The sequence below is a fragment of the Robertmurraya sp. GLU-23 genome (genome assembly GCF_052983275.1).
This window is the reverse complement of the sequence record NZ_JBRKCV010000009.1, coordinates 126114-142763: the sequence shown is the minus strand read 5'-3', so window position 1 is coordinate 142763 and position 16650 is coordinate 126114. Positions and strand designations below refer to the sequence as shown.

The window sequence follows — 16650 nt, the reverse complement described above, 5'->3', positions numbered from 1 at the left end:
CGGCACCTAATTCTTTTAATTAGCATTGGAATAACGGTTAAACATCTCTTCAAGATTCTTAAGATAAACATCCATATTGTGATCATAGTAAAACTGTGCTGTATATTTTCTAAAATCGGATTCTGCAGCTGTTCCACCAGCCCAGTAATGATTTGGCCAATTTACTATTTGCCCATTTGCCATTTTCTCTCTAATTAAATGACTTTCTTGATGGGTGTTTGTGACTCCTATAACCGCACTGATCGAACCTTCAAAATCAGATATCCTTTGAGCGTTTTCCTTTTTTATTAAAAACGCTAAAAATGATTTCGCTACTTTAGGATGTTGCGTATCAGCTGAAATGGCAAATCCAATATCCACTCCTCCCAACACACTATGATCCTTTTGATTCGATGCTGGAAACGGAAAAATACCATAATTTAAATAAGGATTTGACTTTTCGATCATCTTTAACGCCCAAGTTCCCATAATGTACATAGATCCTTCACCGTTAGCAAATTTTTTATTTACCTCATAATAGCTGTCTTCAAAAGAATTGGGCTGCACATATGAAAGCACAGTGAGGGTTTTTTCTGATATTTCTTTCCACCTCTGATCAGATTTAATTGAAAACCCATCCTTTTCCCAATAACCTGTTTCGAATTCATTGGCTACTAGGTTTAGATTAAAAATACTCGCCTGATTTGCATCTTTGTTTGGCATGAGTAAAGCTGTTTTTCCATTAGACTGTAACTCTTCCAAAACTTGCACAAACGAATTCCAACTGTTAGGAACCGATAAATTTAATTCTTCGAAATGATCCTTATTATATAGAACTCCTACTGCATTTTGCGTTAAGGCAGCACCATACATCTTTCCGTTTATAAGATAACGATTTTGGATAGTGGGTTGGATATTTTTAATGAAGGGTTCATTTGATAAATCAAGCATGTATCCTTTTTCAGCTCTTACTTTATAATCTTGTTCGATCGGATAAGTAATAAATAGATCTGGAATATCACCTCTTGCAATTCTTGCTTTTAACACGGTCATCGGTTCAGGTACAATAACCTGCTTAATAGTAACGTTAGGATGCAACTCTTCAAACTCTTGAATGAGTTCATTAAAGATCACTTCTGTTTCAGGTTTCGGTGAAAAAAATTCCAGTTCAATCTTCTCTTCTTTTTTGAGAGATTGATCTAAATCATTTCCTGTACACCCGGCTAACAAGAGAATGATAAGAATGAGACTGATAGAAAGAAATTGCTTCATATGCCCTCCTAGATATTATCTAACTATTACTTTGTTAATCTATTATATCTACTATAAATCTCACTATCTTGCTAAGCAATCTCCTTTTTCTAATTTCATGTTAACCCATTTGATAATTCAACTAAGTACAGTAGTAAAAGATTGGTTTATGTACAATCGAATCACAAAAAACTAGACCAGTGAAATGAGATTTAATTGCACTTATCATTATCGCTTAGTATATCAAACATTAATAAAACAGATAATAAAATAAAAAAAGGATGACATAAAATATGGAACACAATCCAAATCTTACTTCATCAGAGATAGCCGCATTATGGACCGCATATATGGAAAATTCAATGACTTACTATGTTGTTCAGCATATGCAATCGGTAAATGCAGACCCCGATATTGCAAAGATTACTCAATTAGCTTTATCAAATTGTGAGTTTGTAATGAATGAAGTGAAAAGAATATTTCAATTAGAGAATCATGCAATTCCCATTGGCTTTACGGAAGAAGATGTTAATTTAAAAGCAAAAAGAATCTATTCAGATGTATTTGCACTAAGATATATTAAATATATGGGAGCAGCAGGCACCGCTGCAGCTTCACTATTGATGGGAGTTTTAGCAAGGGATGATATTAGAAAACTTTTCAGTAAAATATCAGAGATTTTTTTGAAGCTTTTCAATGATTCATGTGATTTGCTTTTGAAAAAAGGTGTTCTTGTCCGTTCCCCTACTATACCACCGATGGAAAAGGCGGAGTATATACATAGCGAATCGTTTTTATCGGGACTAATTGGGACACATCGACCTTTAACTGCTGTTGAACTTGCACATATTTCAAAAAATACGGAAACCAATTCAATTGGAAGAACATTTGTGTCTGGGCTTTCACAAACAGCTCAATCACCTGAGGTTAGGAAATATATGGAGAGAGGAGCAGAAATAGCGTTAAAGCAGGAAGCGGTTTTTAGAGATATATTGCAGAAAGAAGGAGTACCAATGCCAAGTACATGGGATTCAACCATTTCACAATCCATAGATTCACCATTTTCTGATAAACTAATGATGTTCCATGTTATGAATCTTAATGCAGTGAGCGTCGGGGGTTATGGGGTTGCAATGGGATTGAGCCTTAGAAAAGATTTGGTTGGTCACTATACGAGGTTAATGGCAGAAATAATGCAGTATGCTAGCGATGGTACTAAGATAATGATTGAAAACAATTGGTTAGAACAACCTCCTCAAAATGTAGACAGAGAGGCACTAAGAAACAGAAGTAATTAAATTAACAAAGAGCATCGACTTTTAACAGCCGTGAATTTAGCTTCTTTTGTAAATTTTCCCATATAAAAAATGCCCCTCTTATTGTTGGATAAATATCTGACAATAAGAGGGGCAGTTCATATCTTTGAGACTTCCACTTTCGCAAAGAAGCCTGCATCTGTATCTCTTCCCACTCCCTTTATAGCTAACATTAGGTCTATCAATTTGTCTATCCTCTATTTCCAACTTGTTTTGGATTGGTATTGTAGACTTGGTCCGTTTATAGCTTCTCTCTGCAGGTATTGAAAAAGGTCATTTTTTACTAGTGGGTAGGAAACATAAAACCCTTGGATTTCATCCGACCCTTTGTCCATAATGAATTGACATTCTTCTTCTGTCTCAATTCCTTCACAAACAACTTTCATATTAAGGTCATGTATTAAATTTATCATTGCTGAGGTGATTGCTGCGTTTTCTTTTGCTTCGGGAACGCCCTTCACAAAGGAGCGATCAATTTTAATAATATCCATATTCAATTTTTTTAGATAAGTAATCGAAGAATTTCCTGTTCCAAAATCGTCAATGGACAAAAGAACACCCAAGCTTTTCAAGTTCGTTAGTATATCAAGTATTTTTTGTTCGTCACTAATCAAAATACTTTCTGTTAATTCCAGTTCCAAAGTTCTTGGAGGAAGTTTATAATGTTGTAACATTGTATTAATGGCTTGGTCTAGAGTCGATTGATACAATTGTTTAACAGAGACATTAACGGAGACTCGAACATCTGTATTCCCTATTAAATGTAGATGCTTAAGGGTTCGCAGCGATTCATTAAGCACCCATTCACCAATGAGAACAATATCTCCTGATTCTTCAGCCAAAGGAATAAACTCTTCTGGGTTAATCAAACCCAAATCAGGATGTTTCCACCTTAGCAATGATTCAAAGGTTGACGTTTTTCCTGTTTTCACATCTATTCTCGGTTGGTACTCAAGAAAAAAGTCTCCATTAGATAAAGACGAAACTATACTTTTTTGAATAAGGAATTTCCGTTCTTCTTGCTCTACTATGGAATCTTCAAAAACTTTGTAATCATTTTTTTTCCTTGTTTTAACATAGTACATAGCCTTATCGGCTTTGCAAAGTAATTCGTTAATATCTCCTCCGTGAGTAGGAAAAACACTAATTCCCATACTAGCTGTCGTTCGAAATAATTTTTCTTCGAGATAAAATCCGGGTTTAAACGCCTCTATGATTCTTTTAGCTATGTTAATAGTAATATCAAACTCGCTGATATTCGGAATAATCAGGACAAATTCGTCCCCCCCTACTCGGGCAAGTGTATCTTCATTTCTTATACAGCTTAAAATTCGGTTTCCTGCTTCGATGATCATTGCATCACCAAAGTCATGCCCTAAATTGTCATTAATGAATTTTAATCGATCTAAGTCAATATACAAGATCCCCATCATAGATCCATGGTTTTTGGCTTCTTGGATATGACTATGCATAAGTTCTAATAATTTTCTACGATTTGGTAATCCTGTTAAATGGTCATTATAGGCCAGTTGCTCAATGGTTTTTATATGTTCATTTTGCTTGGTAACATCTTTTGCGATGCAAAATACACCTGTTACGATAGATTTGACGATGATAGGCATTACCGTGACATCCAGGTCGACTCTACGGCCTTCTTTATGAAATCCTTGAATTTGTATTCGTTGTGGTTTACCTGACAAAACTTGTACAAATAGTTGTTCTGCCTCATTTCTAAATTCAGGCGCAATTAAATCAATGATGTATTGTTGAATCATTTCTTCCCATGAATACCCAAATGTTCGAATGGCCATTTTGTTAACAGTGATGATATTTCCTTCAAGATCTAGTGAGAACACACTATCTAAGTTGTTATCAAACAGAGATTTATAACGATTTTCAGTTAGTTCTAGTTTATTTTCTTCTACAAGGCGATCTGTAATATCTTGCATCGTTCCAATTGTTTGAATGGGTCGTCCATTATCATCGAGAAGGCATTGAGAGATGGAATGTAGTGTTCTTATACTTCCATCATCTAATATGATGCGGTAGATATTCGTAACGTTTTCCCCTGTAATTTCCTTTTCTCTACTATTTATTAAAGTATCTCGATCCTCAGAATGAACTTTGGACAATAAATACTCAAACGTAGGATTGATATTTGGAGACAACCCAAAGAGTTTGTAAGTCTGGGGGCTCCAAGTTAACTTATTATTCACATTGTCAAATTCCCAATAGAGAATGCCTGCTATCTTTTGGGCCTGTGATAATACTTTTTCACTTTTTTCCAACTCATTCTGGATTTGACGCTTTTCTGTGACGTTAACGACACTTCCCACAACTACTTTTTTCCCATTAAAGGCTTGTAAAGAAGGATAAAGGTCTAAGTAGAGTTCGGAACCATCTTTTCTTTTAGCTTTCACTTGATAATGGCTACTTACCTTTTTACCATCAAGCCTATCTTTGACATTCATAGATACTGTTTCGTGGTATTCTTCAGACAACAAATCATACGAGGTTATTGGTTTTTCATAGATTTCTTTTCGTGTATAACCGAATAATTCAGCAAAAGCAGGACTGACGTAAAGGAAAGCATTATCTTTATAGATAAAAGCAGCTATGGTCGAATTTTCAAGTGTTAGTTTATACTTTTCGATTTCCACTTGGTAACCAAAATACTTTAACTGTTGTTTCTTCACATACTCTAAAAAGATATATAACGGAATTATAGACATAACCAATAAAACTAGTTGAAATATCCAAGAATGGAAATCTAGAGCCTGGGATAGATTGTGAATGATTAAGTGGTCAAAAAAAATGGTTAGAAACATCATAAGAGAGTATATTAATATGACTAGATATGTATTATTAGTGGTCCAACGCATGACTACACCTTCTAAACTAATTTCAATTAATGAAAAGCTCTATATTCTATGTTTGTAATAAGTTGTTTCTCTTATTATTGTTCTCATAGGTCTTTTATATGGTTAATTATGAATAAAGTTATATTTTATCCTAAGTTGGTAAAAAAAAACACAACCATTTTTCTCGCCTATCCAGTATTTATTTTATTAAAAGTTCTCGAAAAGTTTAAGATTTAGGAATTTAGTAAAAAAGCTCACCAAAAAGAATGGTGAGCTTTAATAGAACGGACTTCCCGTAAAATTATTCCAACCCTTTTCGGAAACCCGGCGGTCATCGCTAAACTAAAGCATTAGACCCGTAGCTTTGCGTCCTTATTTTTCAATAAGTTTGCCATTATCAATGGTTATTTACTATGTATATCGTCGTATATTTGTGACATTTTAGTGGTAAATTTAGTTAAAGATCAGTAGGAGCAATTTTGTTTTTCCCACTAGTAATAAGGATAATCTGATTACATCCATTTCTTTACCTTGTTTCTCTTCAGTAAAATCATATGATTGTTGAATTTTCTAACTTGTTACATACTTTTTATTCTCTGTGAAAACAATAAAAACACTATATAATATCGTAAATCGGAGGATGAACCTTGGAGACAAATAGCCCAATTCGATTGACTGCTCCGGAAATTGCGTCCCTTTGGACTCAATACATTTTTGATACAATGTCCGTTTGTTTCTTACGTTATGCACTCGAACATATCGAAGATCACGAAGTCAAATCGATCTACCAAACTTCCCTTGAAATATCCAAAAAGCATGTCGAAGAAATTACAGTATTCCTGTTAAAAGAAAATCACCCTATTCCACGTGGGTTTACAGAAAAAGACGACGTAAACATTCACGCACCACGGCTTTTTCAAGACCCTTTCTACCTAAATTATATTTATATCATGACTTTGCAAGGAATGACTGGGTATGCTTTATCAGTTAGTAATTCAGTTCGTTCTGACTTACGTAAATATTACATAACCTGTATGTCCGAAACGATGGAGCTTTTTGATCGATCCATTGATTTAATGCTTTCAAAAGGACTTTTTACTCGACCTCCTATTATTACACCACCTGAATCGATTGATTTTGTAAAGCACCAAAGTTTTTTAACTGGGTGGTTGGGAGAACATCGTCCTCTGAATGCTATCGAAATTGGGGATATTTCTTTCAATATGTTGAAAATGCATTTACACGCTGCTTTAAAAGTGGGATTCATACAAGTAGCTCAATCAAAAGAGGTTCGTCAACATTTCAACAGGGGGCTAGACATCGCCAATAAACATATAAAAATATTTGAATCGGTATTTGAGGAAGATAAATTAAATTCACCTATTTCCTGGCAATCGATGATCACTAACTCTACCTCTATGACCTTTTCAGACAAATATATGATGTACCAAATTCAATTGTCTGCACAATTAAGCCTTTCATTTTATGGTTCTGCTTTAAGTGTCAATGCAAGAAGAGATCTAGGAGCTAAATACTTACGACTAATGTTAGAACTTTTACACTTTGCTGATGACGGAGCAAACATAATGATAAAAAATGGATGGTTAGAGCAGCCTCCATTAGCAAGTGACCGAGAATCGCTTGCTAAGGATAGGAGTAATAAATAATATGGGTCAAGGAAAAAGTATCACGCTAACGGTAACCCTAGTCAATCCAAAAAACTAAGAGAAATACGTGAGCGATTGGAAACTGAAGGACGAAAAGAAAAAAATCCTCACCGAAAAATTGTTATTGAACCAGTCTTTAGCTACCTGAAATCCAATCGTAAATTCAATCGGTTTAGAATGAACGGTCTGTTTAAAAATACCATAGCCCAGGGTCTACTTTTTACTACCCATTAATTAAGAATGTGGCAATCATCAGGGAAAAATTAACAAATAGAAGAAATAACGGTTAACCCCCAATTTAAAAGAAGAATAACCTAAAATAAGAAAATTTTCATCCTAAAAAGAGAAGGCTGACTCAAAAGATCATATTTCGTAAGTTTGATAATCATCTTGCACTAATTAACGGAGACGTGTCTGGAAGGTCGAGACGATGATGATCAAGTATTTCTTTAAAAGCGTTCATACGACCAAACCAGTAATCTTCTCCATTTTTTATATACTGTTTTCTTGCTGATTCGTATTCATCTTTAGCCCATTGAATTAATTCTTGTAATTTCATGTTGATTCCCCCAGTACTTCTATATACCTATACAATATCAGCGCTTGAAAACGCATACAATGACTGAAGTCACTTTTATATTATGATTTCTCTAAATCTAGCACACTTTATACAGAACGATTGCTCTTCCTTGGATCTCGTTCGATATGATATTTCCTTCTTTTACTTTTTTTTTTGCTAGATTTTAAGCTATAGTCTAACCTTCCATGTGCCCAAATATATTTTTAAAAAAAATAGGAAATAACCCGTTAAGGCTATCTCCTAGAAGTCTTCCAAAGTTTATTTAGTGTATTATGCATAATGAAGTTCATTTCTCTCATCCATCTTCTTACTATATGGAAATTCCTTCAAATGAACATATACTTCATCCCCAATGGAAAATTCAGCAAAAATATCTTGATGAACCACCCACTCTTCCCCTTCTACCGTTACCGTGTAGTGAATCTCTTTTCCTTGATATTGCACATTCGTGATGATTCCTTTTACACCATCGTCTCTAAATGAGATTTCTAGTTGTTCGGGACGAGCTGGAAAGATGTTTTCTCCTCTTAATTTTGAGGTGACCGCTGTTCCATCCCATTTAATAGAATGTTGATGAAAAGGATAAAAGGTTGCACCTTCCCATTTTCCTTTTATTAAGTTCGCTTTCCCAACAAAGGAGGCAACAAATGGTGATGTTGGTGTGCTATAAATTTCCTTTGGAGTCCCTACTTGTTCAATATTTCCTTTATTCATAACAACGATTTTATCTGCCATGGCCAGTGCTTCACTTTGGTCATGTGTCACATACACAATCGAAGCCTTTGTTACCTGGTGTATTTGCTGAATCTCCTTTCGCATCCCCATTCGCAATTCAGCATCTAAACTACTAAGTGGTTCGTCCATTAACAATAAGGCTGGTTTAGGAGCGATTGCACGTGCTAAAGCTACCCTTTGTTTTTGACCTCCTGATAGTTCACTGGGCATTCTTTCTCCAAGATTAAGCATATCTACTATTTTTAAAACTTCGTCCACTCTATAATCGATGCTTGTTTTACTTTCTTCACTTAAAAATTGATGATGTTTTAGAGGAAATCGAATATGCTCCCTTACATTCATATGCGGCCACAAAGCAAAGGACTGAAACACCATCCCAATATTCCGCTTTTCAGGTGGCAAGAAGGTGGTTGAGTTAGCTATTACTTTATGATTCATCCACACTTCTCCTGAAGATGGTGAATCAAAACCAGCTAATAATCGAAGCAATGTAGTTTTCCCACAGCCTGATGGACCAAGAATCGCAACAAACTCTCCCTCTTTTATATCCAAGTTAATTTGATGCAAGGCTTGAAATGAATCAAAACTTTTATCTACGTTCTTAATTTGAGTGGTCATGATGCAGCACCTTCCTATCCCATACCTTTTGCAAAACAGCTACCATTATAAAAGCTAACAAAATGAATAAAACAATGATGCTTGAGAAAGCAGTTGAATAAGTGGAATAACCTGCTTGTTCAAAATTAAAGATCACAAGCCCGATCGTTTCCGTACCACTAGACCATAAAAGGGAGGAAACCGTTAGTTCAGTTAGTGCGGTTAAAAAAACGAGTAACGCCCCACTGATGACTCCAGGTAAAATCAATGGCATCAAGATTTGTTTCCATTTAAAAAATCCATTCGAACCACTCACTCTAGCCGCTTCCTCAATCGAAGGGTCAACCTGCATAAACGCTGTAATGCTTCCCCTAACCTGTAAAATTAAAAATCGTGTAACATAAGCGATTAATAGAATCGTGATGGTTCCGTATATACCGGGATTCCAACCCGGGATGGGTTCCATCCAAGCAAAAATCATCGCTAACGCTAACACCGTACCAGGTAATGCATAAGGAATTCCAATGATCATTTCTAAACCTTTTGAGATCATAGAGGGCTTTTTTGTCCTAACATAAGCCATTCCAGTACCGATCACCAAACAAACAACCGTCGTGATGATCGCTAAATTGGCACTATTTTTCAAAGAAGTGATGGCCTTTTGATTCTCTAGCAACACAAATTGATAGTTTTTTAAACTTATATTTTCTGGAGCAAACGGCAACCCATACGCTTTAATTAGAGATGCAGAGATCATTGAAATAAGAGGTATCATGGTGGTTACTAGCAAAAAGCTCAATAAAAGCAGTTCAATTGTAAGACGGGTTCTTTTAGTAAATAGAAATCTAGGTTCTTTATCCTCGACTGCTGTTTCCATATTTTTAGACTTCCTGACTAGAAACCACTGAAGATAAGTACCTGTTAAGGCAATGACTCCTAATATAACCGATAAAGTGGCTGCTATCTCAAAGGAATTGGGCCCTAGCCCTACGATTTGCTCATAGATATATGTGCTTAGCACTCTGATATTACCTGGTATCCCAAGAAACGCAGGAATGCCAAAATTATCTAAACTGGCAATAAAGGATAGAAACCCGCCACTTGCTATTCCAGGTAACGCAAGCGGAAGGGTGATTTTTTTGAAAGACTGCCACTTGCTTGCTCCTGAAACCCTTGCTGCATATTCCAGATCACGGGGAATTTTTCTAAGAACACCCACCGTTAATATATAGACAAGTGGATAATGTGATAATCCCATGACAATGATGATTCCTTGTAAACTATACATGTTCAATGGTTCGACTGAGCCCGGAAGCAAACTTAATAGATAAGCGAAAAATCCATTTTTACTCATGAACTGAGTCCATGCTAAGGTCGTAATATAGGACGGAATAATAAAAGGGAAAAAAATGAATAATTGAATCAGCTTTTTTTGCCTAATATTGGTGTATGCCACAACCCAAGCAGTGATCACCCCTAAAATGATCGCAATAATAGACGAACCACCAACAACATATAACGTATTTTCAATCGTTTTCCAGGTGGAGCGATTTTGAAGGACGGACGTATAATTCTCTAGAGTTAAGCCACCTTCGGAAGAAAAGCTTAGAAAAACCAGTCTACAAATAGGGAGAACAAAAAAGATCACAACAATAACTACACCAATGAAAAACCACCATTTATTTTGTTTTTGAACACGACTAATAAAATTTTGCAACATTCGGGAATACTCTCCTTAGATGATTATGACCTAAAGAAATAAGGCTAGCTCAACGAAAGAATTTGAGTAGCCTTATAAATTGTAAGGTTTATTGTCCAAAAATGGTTTCAAATTCCTTTTTATCATCTTCTCTTGCTTGATATAATTCATTAATATCTGCATCCATCACATTCATTTCGTCAATCGTTTGTAAGCCTTCTGGAGCTGACACCCCTTTGCGGATAGGTGTATAGCCGATTTCCGCTGCTAATTCTTGACCTTCTTCTGATAAAACAAAATCAACAAATGCCTTGGCTGCTCCTTCGTTTTCCGCATCCTTCATAATTCCAATAGGCTCCGTGATCACTGGTACCCCTTCTTTTGGATAGAGCAGTTCTACTGGCGATCCTTCCGCCTTTGCTCGTGCGACGATAAAGTCAACAACCATCCCATATGATTTTTCACCACCTGCAACCGCTTGAAGAACCGCTCCATTCCCTTTTGTCACCGTCACTTCATTTTCTTTTAAACTCTTAAAATAATCCCAGCCAAAGGTGTCATTTCGTGTAAATACACCTAAATTATAAGCAGCCGCACCTGAATAAAAGGGACTTGGCATGATGCTTTCCCCTTTAGAACTCTCATCTGTTAAAACATCCCATGAGTCCGGCATTTCCGATACATTTGCTGTGTTTACTACTAAGGCTGTGGCCATCACCTTTGTCCCAGCATACATGCCATCCGGATCGACTAGATTAGAAGGTATTTCACTTAGCTCCTCTGACTTATATTCCAGTAATAGATCTTCTTCCTTCAATTCCTCAAAGGTGACCGAATCCGCTACTAGTAAGACATCTGCTTGAATGTCTCCCGCTTTCCGCTCCGCTTTAATTTTGCTAATCACCTCTTCTGTTCCTGAACGGTACGTTTGAACAGTTACATCCGGATATTTCTCAGTGAACGCATCTACTAATTTTTGAGCATCCTCATCTGGTTGTGAGGTGTAAAAAGATAAATCTCCTTCAATTCCAGCCGTACCTTCACTAGTTGTATTACTTTCCTCACTACCACAGCCAGCAAGTGCGAATGATACTAGACCTAATAGTAGTCCACCTTTTACTTTATTCATGTTTACTTCCTCCTTAAGAATGTTGTTTTTGTGAATTGAAATGTTGATCTAATGATTCGTATGTAATTTTTGCAAGTCTCTTTATGAACAATGCCTTTCAAAACAATAAGATGCTCAATTACTGCTCGACCGAATCCTCGGAATGGATATGTAATCATCCTCCTCTCCAAACCTATAAATGTAAGTGTAAAAGATAGATATTAAGCGACATTTGACGCACGACTAATATTTTGTAAATTTCTTGTAATGGAATCATTCATATTTTTGCTTCTCTACCTTTTTAAATAGTGTTATTTTCTAGAATAGGTGGTTTTCAGGAGTTTTTTGTGAGGAAAGAATGTTAATTATTTGTTACAAATTTACAATTACTTATTAAACATGAATCTATTATTGATAGTAGTTGAACTTGGAATTCTAGGAGCCCTAACGTATTAGCTTCCTAGAAACACAAAAAAACATGGTGATAATCACCATGTTTTTTTATATTTTGACAGCCAAGAAATCTATCAGGCACTAAACCAAAACCTCTTCCCATTTAAGCTGATTAATTTCTTCCATAATCTCTTTCACTTTATCCTCTGTCAGGTTGGCTTCTCCGATTTCAACAAGCTCTTTTAAGCTTCTAGCTTTTGTTGTAAATAGAGCAGGTGGTTTGGTGATACCTGGAGCTACTTTCTCAAGGACAGCTACTACCTCTTGGTGATCAAGGAAGTCGATCATTTTCGTATTCTCTGTAAAACGTGGTTTTAGTCCCCGTTCGTTTGAATACTGAAACTGATAGGAGCCAGAGCCAACTGTCACCTTCACACCCTCTGCTGTTTTGACAAAAGAATAGATATCACTCGATCCTAATGGTTGGCCCCCTTCTAAAACATCAACAAGTTTTGCTCTCGGTAAAAGTATGTCTGCTGTTGTATTAGGAGGAACTACGACTTCAACCGCTACCTGATCGTTTGTTAGCTGCCAGGAGGAGACAATTTTTCCATACATCGATTCATGAATGGCTTTTGCAGAAGTGAACGAAATTCCAGCAAACTTCGGTTCAATTTTGATTTTTTTATAGGCAGGACTTGTCGCATCCATATCGAGCCCTGCTATGACTTTGTACATCCAATTGCCAATTGAACCATAGGCATAATGGTTAAAAGAATTCATTTGGTCACTCCAAAATGAGCCATCCGGCTTGATGCTATCCCAATGCTCCCAAACAGTCGTGGCGCCTTTTTTAATTTGGTAAAGCCAGGATGGATAGTCATCCTTCATTAATAATTTAACCGCTGTTTCGTGATAACCACCTTTGGAAAGAGCAAAACAAATATAGGGAGTTCCCACAAAGCCTGTATTTAAATGATAGTCATTTAGAATAATTAATTCGTTCAGCTCATAGGCAGTTCTCTCTTTTGCTTTCCCATCGACCATATCAAACATTAAAGTAATGATGTGAGCTGTTTGGGTTGGAGACACCAATCTTCCTGCTGGTGAAACAAATTCCCGATTGAATTGTTCGATAATATGATTTAATAGGTTGCTATATTCTTCAACATCATCCGCTTTCTCAAGGACCTTTGCTGCATCTCTCAGTATTCTTGTGGAATACGCATAAAACACCGTTGCAATTAAATCCTTTGGTGTGGCGCCAACAAAGCTATTTTCTTTGGCATCCAGGGCTAACCAATCCCCGAAGTGAAAGCCTGTGTTCCAGAGGAATTCGTTTTTACCCTGCCTACGAATATATTCCACCCATGCTTTCATGCTGTCATATTGATCGGCAAGCAATCGCTTATCTCCGTATGTCTGATAGACGGTCCAAGGAATGATCGTTGCTGCATCCCCCCAGGCGGCAGAGCCCTTTCCACCCTCCACATTTGGAATGACAAATGGAACATTGCCGTCCGGAAGCTGATCGGCTTGTAAATCCCGTAGCCACTTGGTGAAAAATGGCCCTCCATGGTAATTAAACAATGCTGTCTGAACAAACACTTGAGCATCTGCGGTCCAACCGAGTCTCTCACTCCGTTGCGGGCAATCGGTCGGCACATCGAGGAAATTCCCCCTTTGCCCCCAAACAATATTCTGGTGCAGTCGGTTCACGAGTGGATCGGAGCATTCAAATGTTCCTGCTGGCTCCATATCTGTATGGATGACTTCCCCGATAAAGTTGTCAAGTGGCAGTCCATTTTCCTGTCCAGGGTATCCATCAATTTTCACATATCGAAAGCCTTGGAACGTGAAATTTGGCGCAAAGGTTTCCATCCCTTCTCCCTTGGCAATATATTCAACCTTCTGCTTGGCAAATTTTAAATTACCAAAGTAAATATTCCCTTCCTTATCTAGTACCTCGGCATGTCTCAAGACAATTCGAGTACCTTCAGGAGCGCGGACTTGGAATCGAATCCGACCAACCATGTTTTGGCCCATATCTAGAACCGTATCCCCCGCAGGTGTAACAAACGATTCGATTGGTTTTAGAACTTCAGTTACACGAACTGGGTCATTTTCCTGTGCCACCAATTTCGTAAATGGCATTTCTTGAATGACGTTATCCGCCCAATCCTCATCATGAAAAAGGGATTGGCTCCACCCCTCTTTTTCCAGTCTGGCATCGTACGTTTCCCCATGATAAATTTCTGAGAATAAAATAGGGCCAGTTGCCGCCTTCCATGAAGGATCCGTTATAATCAGCTCTTCTGTCCCGTCGTTATAGGTGACATGAAGTTGTAGTTTTGCTGCACGTGTATCACCATAAATATTTCGGTGATCTTCTCTTACCAGGTTCCCTTTATACCAACCGTCAGCTAGTACAATCCCTATAGCATTTGCACCAATCTGAAGCTGCTCGGTTACATCATACGTTTGATATTGAAGGCGTTTATGATAGCTAGTCCAGCCTGGAGCAAGAAGATCCTCTCCAACCCGCCCGCCATTAAGGAATAATTCATATAAACCCACACCGGTTCCATACACCCGAGCCGAAGAAATACCTGTCTTAAGGACAAATTCTTTTCGTAAAAGAAAAGCCGCTTCCGAGTGGGAATCCAGTTGGTTAGGGTCTGGTGTGATCCATTCGGCCTTCCATTCTACTGGTGAAAACAGAGCCGTTTCCCACCAAGCTGTTTCACTCCAATCCGATTCACGGTCATGGTTATCCCAAATCTTGATGCGGTAAAAATATCTTGTACGGGATTCAAGCTGAGGACCATTATATTCAATTTGAATGGATTCGTCTGATTGGACCATCCCTGTGTCCCATATCGTCTCTTGAAAATCTTCTTGATGGTCTGCTACTTGAATCTGATACGCCTTTTGCATCGTGCCCCGCAAATCCGATTGGATCTTCCAACTAATACGAGGTCTTTTTATATCAATTCCTAGAGGGTTTTTTCTATACTCACATGTTGTTGCTTCTACTTTTAGGTTTGTCATTTTTCTAGATTCCTTTCTATACAAATTGTCAAAAGACAATAGGGATGAATATACACTCAAGTATACTTCACCCCCTGTCATATTTTTTAATGTTTAAGCTACTACTTCATTATCAGGAGCATCGCTATCTTTTTTATTTGATTCCATTTCAGGAATAGGAATTACCACCACAGCTGAAAGAATGGAGAAGGCTGCAAGCACTAGGAAAAATAATGTATAACCATCTCCACCAAACAGGCTGACTCCTAAAGCAATAATACTCGGTGCCGCAAAATTTACTAATGTAGAAGACAAGCTTGTCGTTGTATTCATAATAGAGATATCTTTAGCTGCTTGTTCTTTTGAAGGGAGAATGCGGTTAACAAGAGCATTGTCCACTGCATTGTACATTCCGAATCCAAAGTTAAAGATAAAGTTACCAACGATGACCCATGTCACGTTTGTTGAAAAGGCAAAGGCAATTAAACAGAGTCCTGTAATAAGTGCTGCTCCCATTACAAAAGGCTTTTGTTTCTTCACCTTGTCAGATAAGAAACCTCCAAGAATTCCAGCGACAACCATTAACATAATCGCAGGAGCGGTAAGTCCCATGATCTTGAATATATCTGCTTCCCCTAGGTGGAATCTTGCAATATAGAATAATACCAACATCCCCATCCCTGCATTCGAGAAGTTAATAAATAACTTGGTTAGTAACGCCCATGTATAAGAAGGATGCTGTTTAAAACTAGGGTAAAAACCACGGAGACCTAATGATTTCTTTTCACTCGCTGTAGTCCCGGCAAAAGAGTTGTCCTTAATAAGGCTAGCAGCTAAAAATCCACCGATCAGTTGGACAATAATAATCGTAATCATTTTCTGTTCAATAGTAGAATCAGCAAAAGCTCCCATCGTCATTTGTCCCGTCATCACAAATGCAGGTGCAGCTGCACCAATTAAACCGGCTACTCGACCATACTTCTCCGCCTCTACTTGTTCAGGAACAATGGCGTAGCAAGAGAGTGCAACCATCCCGTAAAAGAAATTAATCAAACACATGGAAAGAATAAACATAGGGATCGAGGTAGCATACGTAAGGGCTAACATAGATAGGGCTCCACCAATACTGCCCACAATCATCCAAAACCGCCGTCTCCCCATCCTTACTTTCGTCTTATCCGCGATCACTCCACTTAAAAGTCCAAAAAGTACGACCGCTATTCCTGATATTCCCGTTGCCGTTGCAAAGGCAGCCGTAGCATGTTCTTGCCCAACGATTCGGATGACAATAAAAGTAGAAAGTCCAAACGATAGTAAAACTAATGGGGCAATCGACGTGCCTACTCCCAGCATGGCGGCTACTACCAATCTCTTAAAAGGCGTTTTATTTAGTAAACCATGTTCCAATTTCATAACCTCCTTAGTAATCATTCA

General features: G+C 37.5%; 10 protein-coding genes, 1 pseudogene and 1 riboswitch. Of the genes and pseudogenes, 3 read left to right on the top strand and 8 right to left on the bottom strand.

Translation table 11 applies throughout. The annotated features are described in order from the left end of the window. Positions 1-15: 15 nt before the first annotated feature. A complete protein-coding gene (locus tag ACVBAX_RS15550; protein WP_447117816.1) occupies positions 16-1251 on the bottom strand; it encodes an ABC transporter substrate-binding protein in 1236 nt (411 codons plus the stop codon). A gap of 272 nt (positions 1252-1523) precedes the next feature. Between ACVBAX_RS15550 and ACVBAX_RS15545 the strand changes: the two genes are divergently transcribed. Beyond that, entirely contained in the window at positions 1524-2528 is a 1005-nt protein-coding gene (locus tag ACVBAX_RS15545; protein WP_447117815.1) for a DUF3231 family protein, read from the top strand. A gap of 215 nt (positions 2529-2743) precedes the next feature. Here ACVBAX_RS15545 and ACVBAX_RS15540 read toward each other — a convergent pair whose 3' ends face one another. Beyond that, positions 2744-5428 (bottom strand): sensor domain-containing protein, encoded by a 2685-nt coding sequence (locus ACVBAX_RS15540; protein WP_447117814.1) that lies wholly within the window; start codon positions 5426-5428, stop codon positions 2744-2746. 294 nt (positions 5429-5722) lie between these two features. After that, positions 5723-5810, bottom strand: a riboswitch (cyclic di-GMP riboswitch). 244 nt (positions 5811-6054) lie between these two features. Between ACVBAX_RS15540 and ACVBAX_RS15535 the strand changes: the two genes are divergently transcribed. After that, positions 6055-7074 (top strand): DUF3231 family protein, encoded by a 1020-nt coding sequence (locus ACVBAX_RS15535; protein WP_447117813.1) that lies wholly within the window; start codon positions 6055-6057, stop codon positions 7072-7074. 30 nt (positions 7075-7104) lie between these two features. Further along, positions 7105-7308 (top strand): annotated as a pseudogene (locus tag ACVBAX_RS15530) (transposase); the annotation flags it as partial. Between the two features lie 151 nt (positions 7309-7459). Here ACVBAX_RS15530 and ACVBAX_RS15525 read toward each other — a convergent pair. The 6 genes from ACVBAX_RS15525 to ACVBAX_RS15500 form a co-directional block, all read right to left on the bottom strand. Continuing rightward, entirely contained in the window at positions 7460-7633 is a 174-nt protein-coding gene (locus ACVBAX_RS15525; protein WP_447117812.1) for a hypothetical protein, read from the bottom strand. A 291-nt stretch (positions 7634-7924) separates the two neighbouring features. Then, positions 7925-9007 carry an ABC transporter ATP-binding protein gene (locus ACVBAX_RS15520; RefSeq protein WP_447117811.1) on the bottom strand — a complete coding sequence of 361 codons (1083 nt, stop codon included), beginning with the start codon at positions 9005-9007 and terminating at the stop codon, positions 7925-7927. Beyond that, positions 8991-10706, bottom strand: coding sequence for an ABC transporter permease (locus ACVBAX_RS15515; RefSeq protein ID WP_447117810.1), 1716 nt, complete (start codon positions 10704-10706; stop codon positions 8991-8993). The genes ACVBAX_RS15520 and ACVBAX_RS15515 overlap by 17 nt, the downstream gene beginning before the upstream one ends. An 88-nt stretch (positions 10707-10794) precedes the next feature. Then, positions 10795-11814 (bottom strand): ABC transporter substrate-binding protein, encoded by a 1020-nt coding sequence (locus ACVBAX_RS15510; protein ID WP_447117809.1) that lies wholly within the window; start codon positions 11812-11814, stop codon positions 10795-10797. A 513-nt stretch (positions 11815-12327) separates the two neighbouring features. Continuing rightward, complete coding sequence (locus ACVBAX_RS15505; protein ID WP_447117808.1) at positions 12328-15237, bottom strand: family 78 glycoside hydrolase catalytic domain; 2910 nt, start codon at positions 15235-15237, stop codon at positions 12328-12330. A 93-nt stretch (positions 15238-15330) separates the two neighbouring features. After that, positions 15331-16629 carry an MFS transporter gene (locus ACVBAX_RS15500; protein WP_447117807.1) on the bottom strand — a complete coding sequence of 433 codons (1299 nt, stop codon included), beginning with the start codon at positions 16627-16629 and terminating at the stop codon, positions 15331-15333. Positions 16630-16650: the final 21 nt, after the last annotated feature.

Excerpts from the sequence above, each read along its gene's own strand:
- ACVBAX_RS15550 (WP_447117816.1), bottom strand. The coding sequence starts at position 1,251 with ATGAAGCAATTTCTTTCTATCAGTCTCATTCTTATCATTCTCTTGTTA.
- ACVBAX_RS15545 (WP_447117815.1), top strand. The coding sequence starts at position 1,524 with ATGGAACACAATCCAAATCTTACTTCATCAGAGATAGCCGCATTATGG.
- ACVBAX_RS15540 (WP_447117814.1), bottom strand. The coding sequence starts at position 5,428 with ATGCGTTGGACCACTAATAATACATATCTAGTCATATTAATATACTCT.
- ACVBAX_RS15525 (WP_447117812.1), bottom strand. The coding sequence starts at position 7,633 with ATGAAATTACAAGAATTAATTCAATGGGCTAAAGATGAATACGAATCA.
- ACVBAX_RS15520 (WP_447117811.1), bottom strand. The coding sequence starts at position 9,007 with ATGACCACTCAAATTAAGAACGTAGATAAAAGTTTTGATTCATTTCAA.
- ACVBAX_RS15515 (WP_447117810.1), bottom strand. The coding sequence starts at position 10,706 with ATGTTGCAAAATTTTATTAGTCGTGTTCAAAAACAAAATAAATGGTGG.
- ACVBAX_RS15510 (WP_447117809.1), bottom strand. The coding sequence starts at position 11,814 with ATGAATAAAGTAAAAGGTGGACTACTATTAGGTCTAGTATCATTCGCA.
- ACVBAX_RS15505 (WP_447117808.1), bottom strand. The coding sequence starts at position 15,237 with ATGACAAACCTAAAAGTAGAAGCAACAACATGTGAGTATAGAAAAAAC.
- ACVBAX_RS15500 (WP_447117807.1), bottom strand. The coding sequence starts at position 16,629 with ATGAAATTGGAACATGGTTTACTAAATAAAACGCCTTTTAAGAGATTG.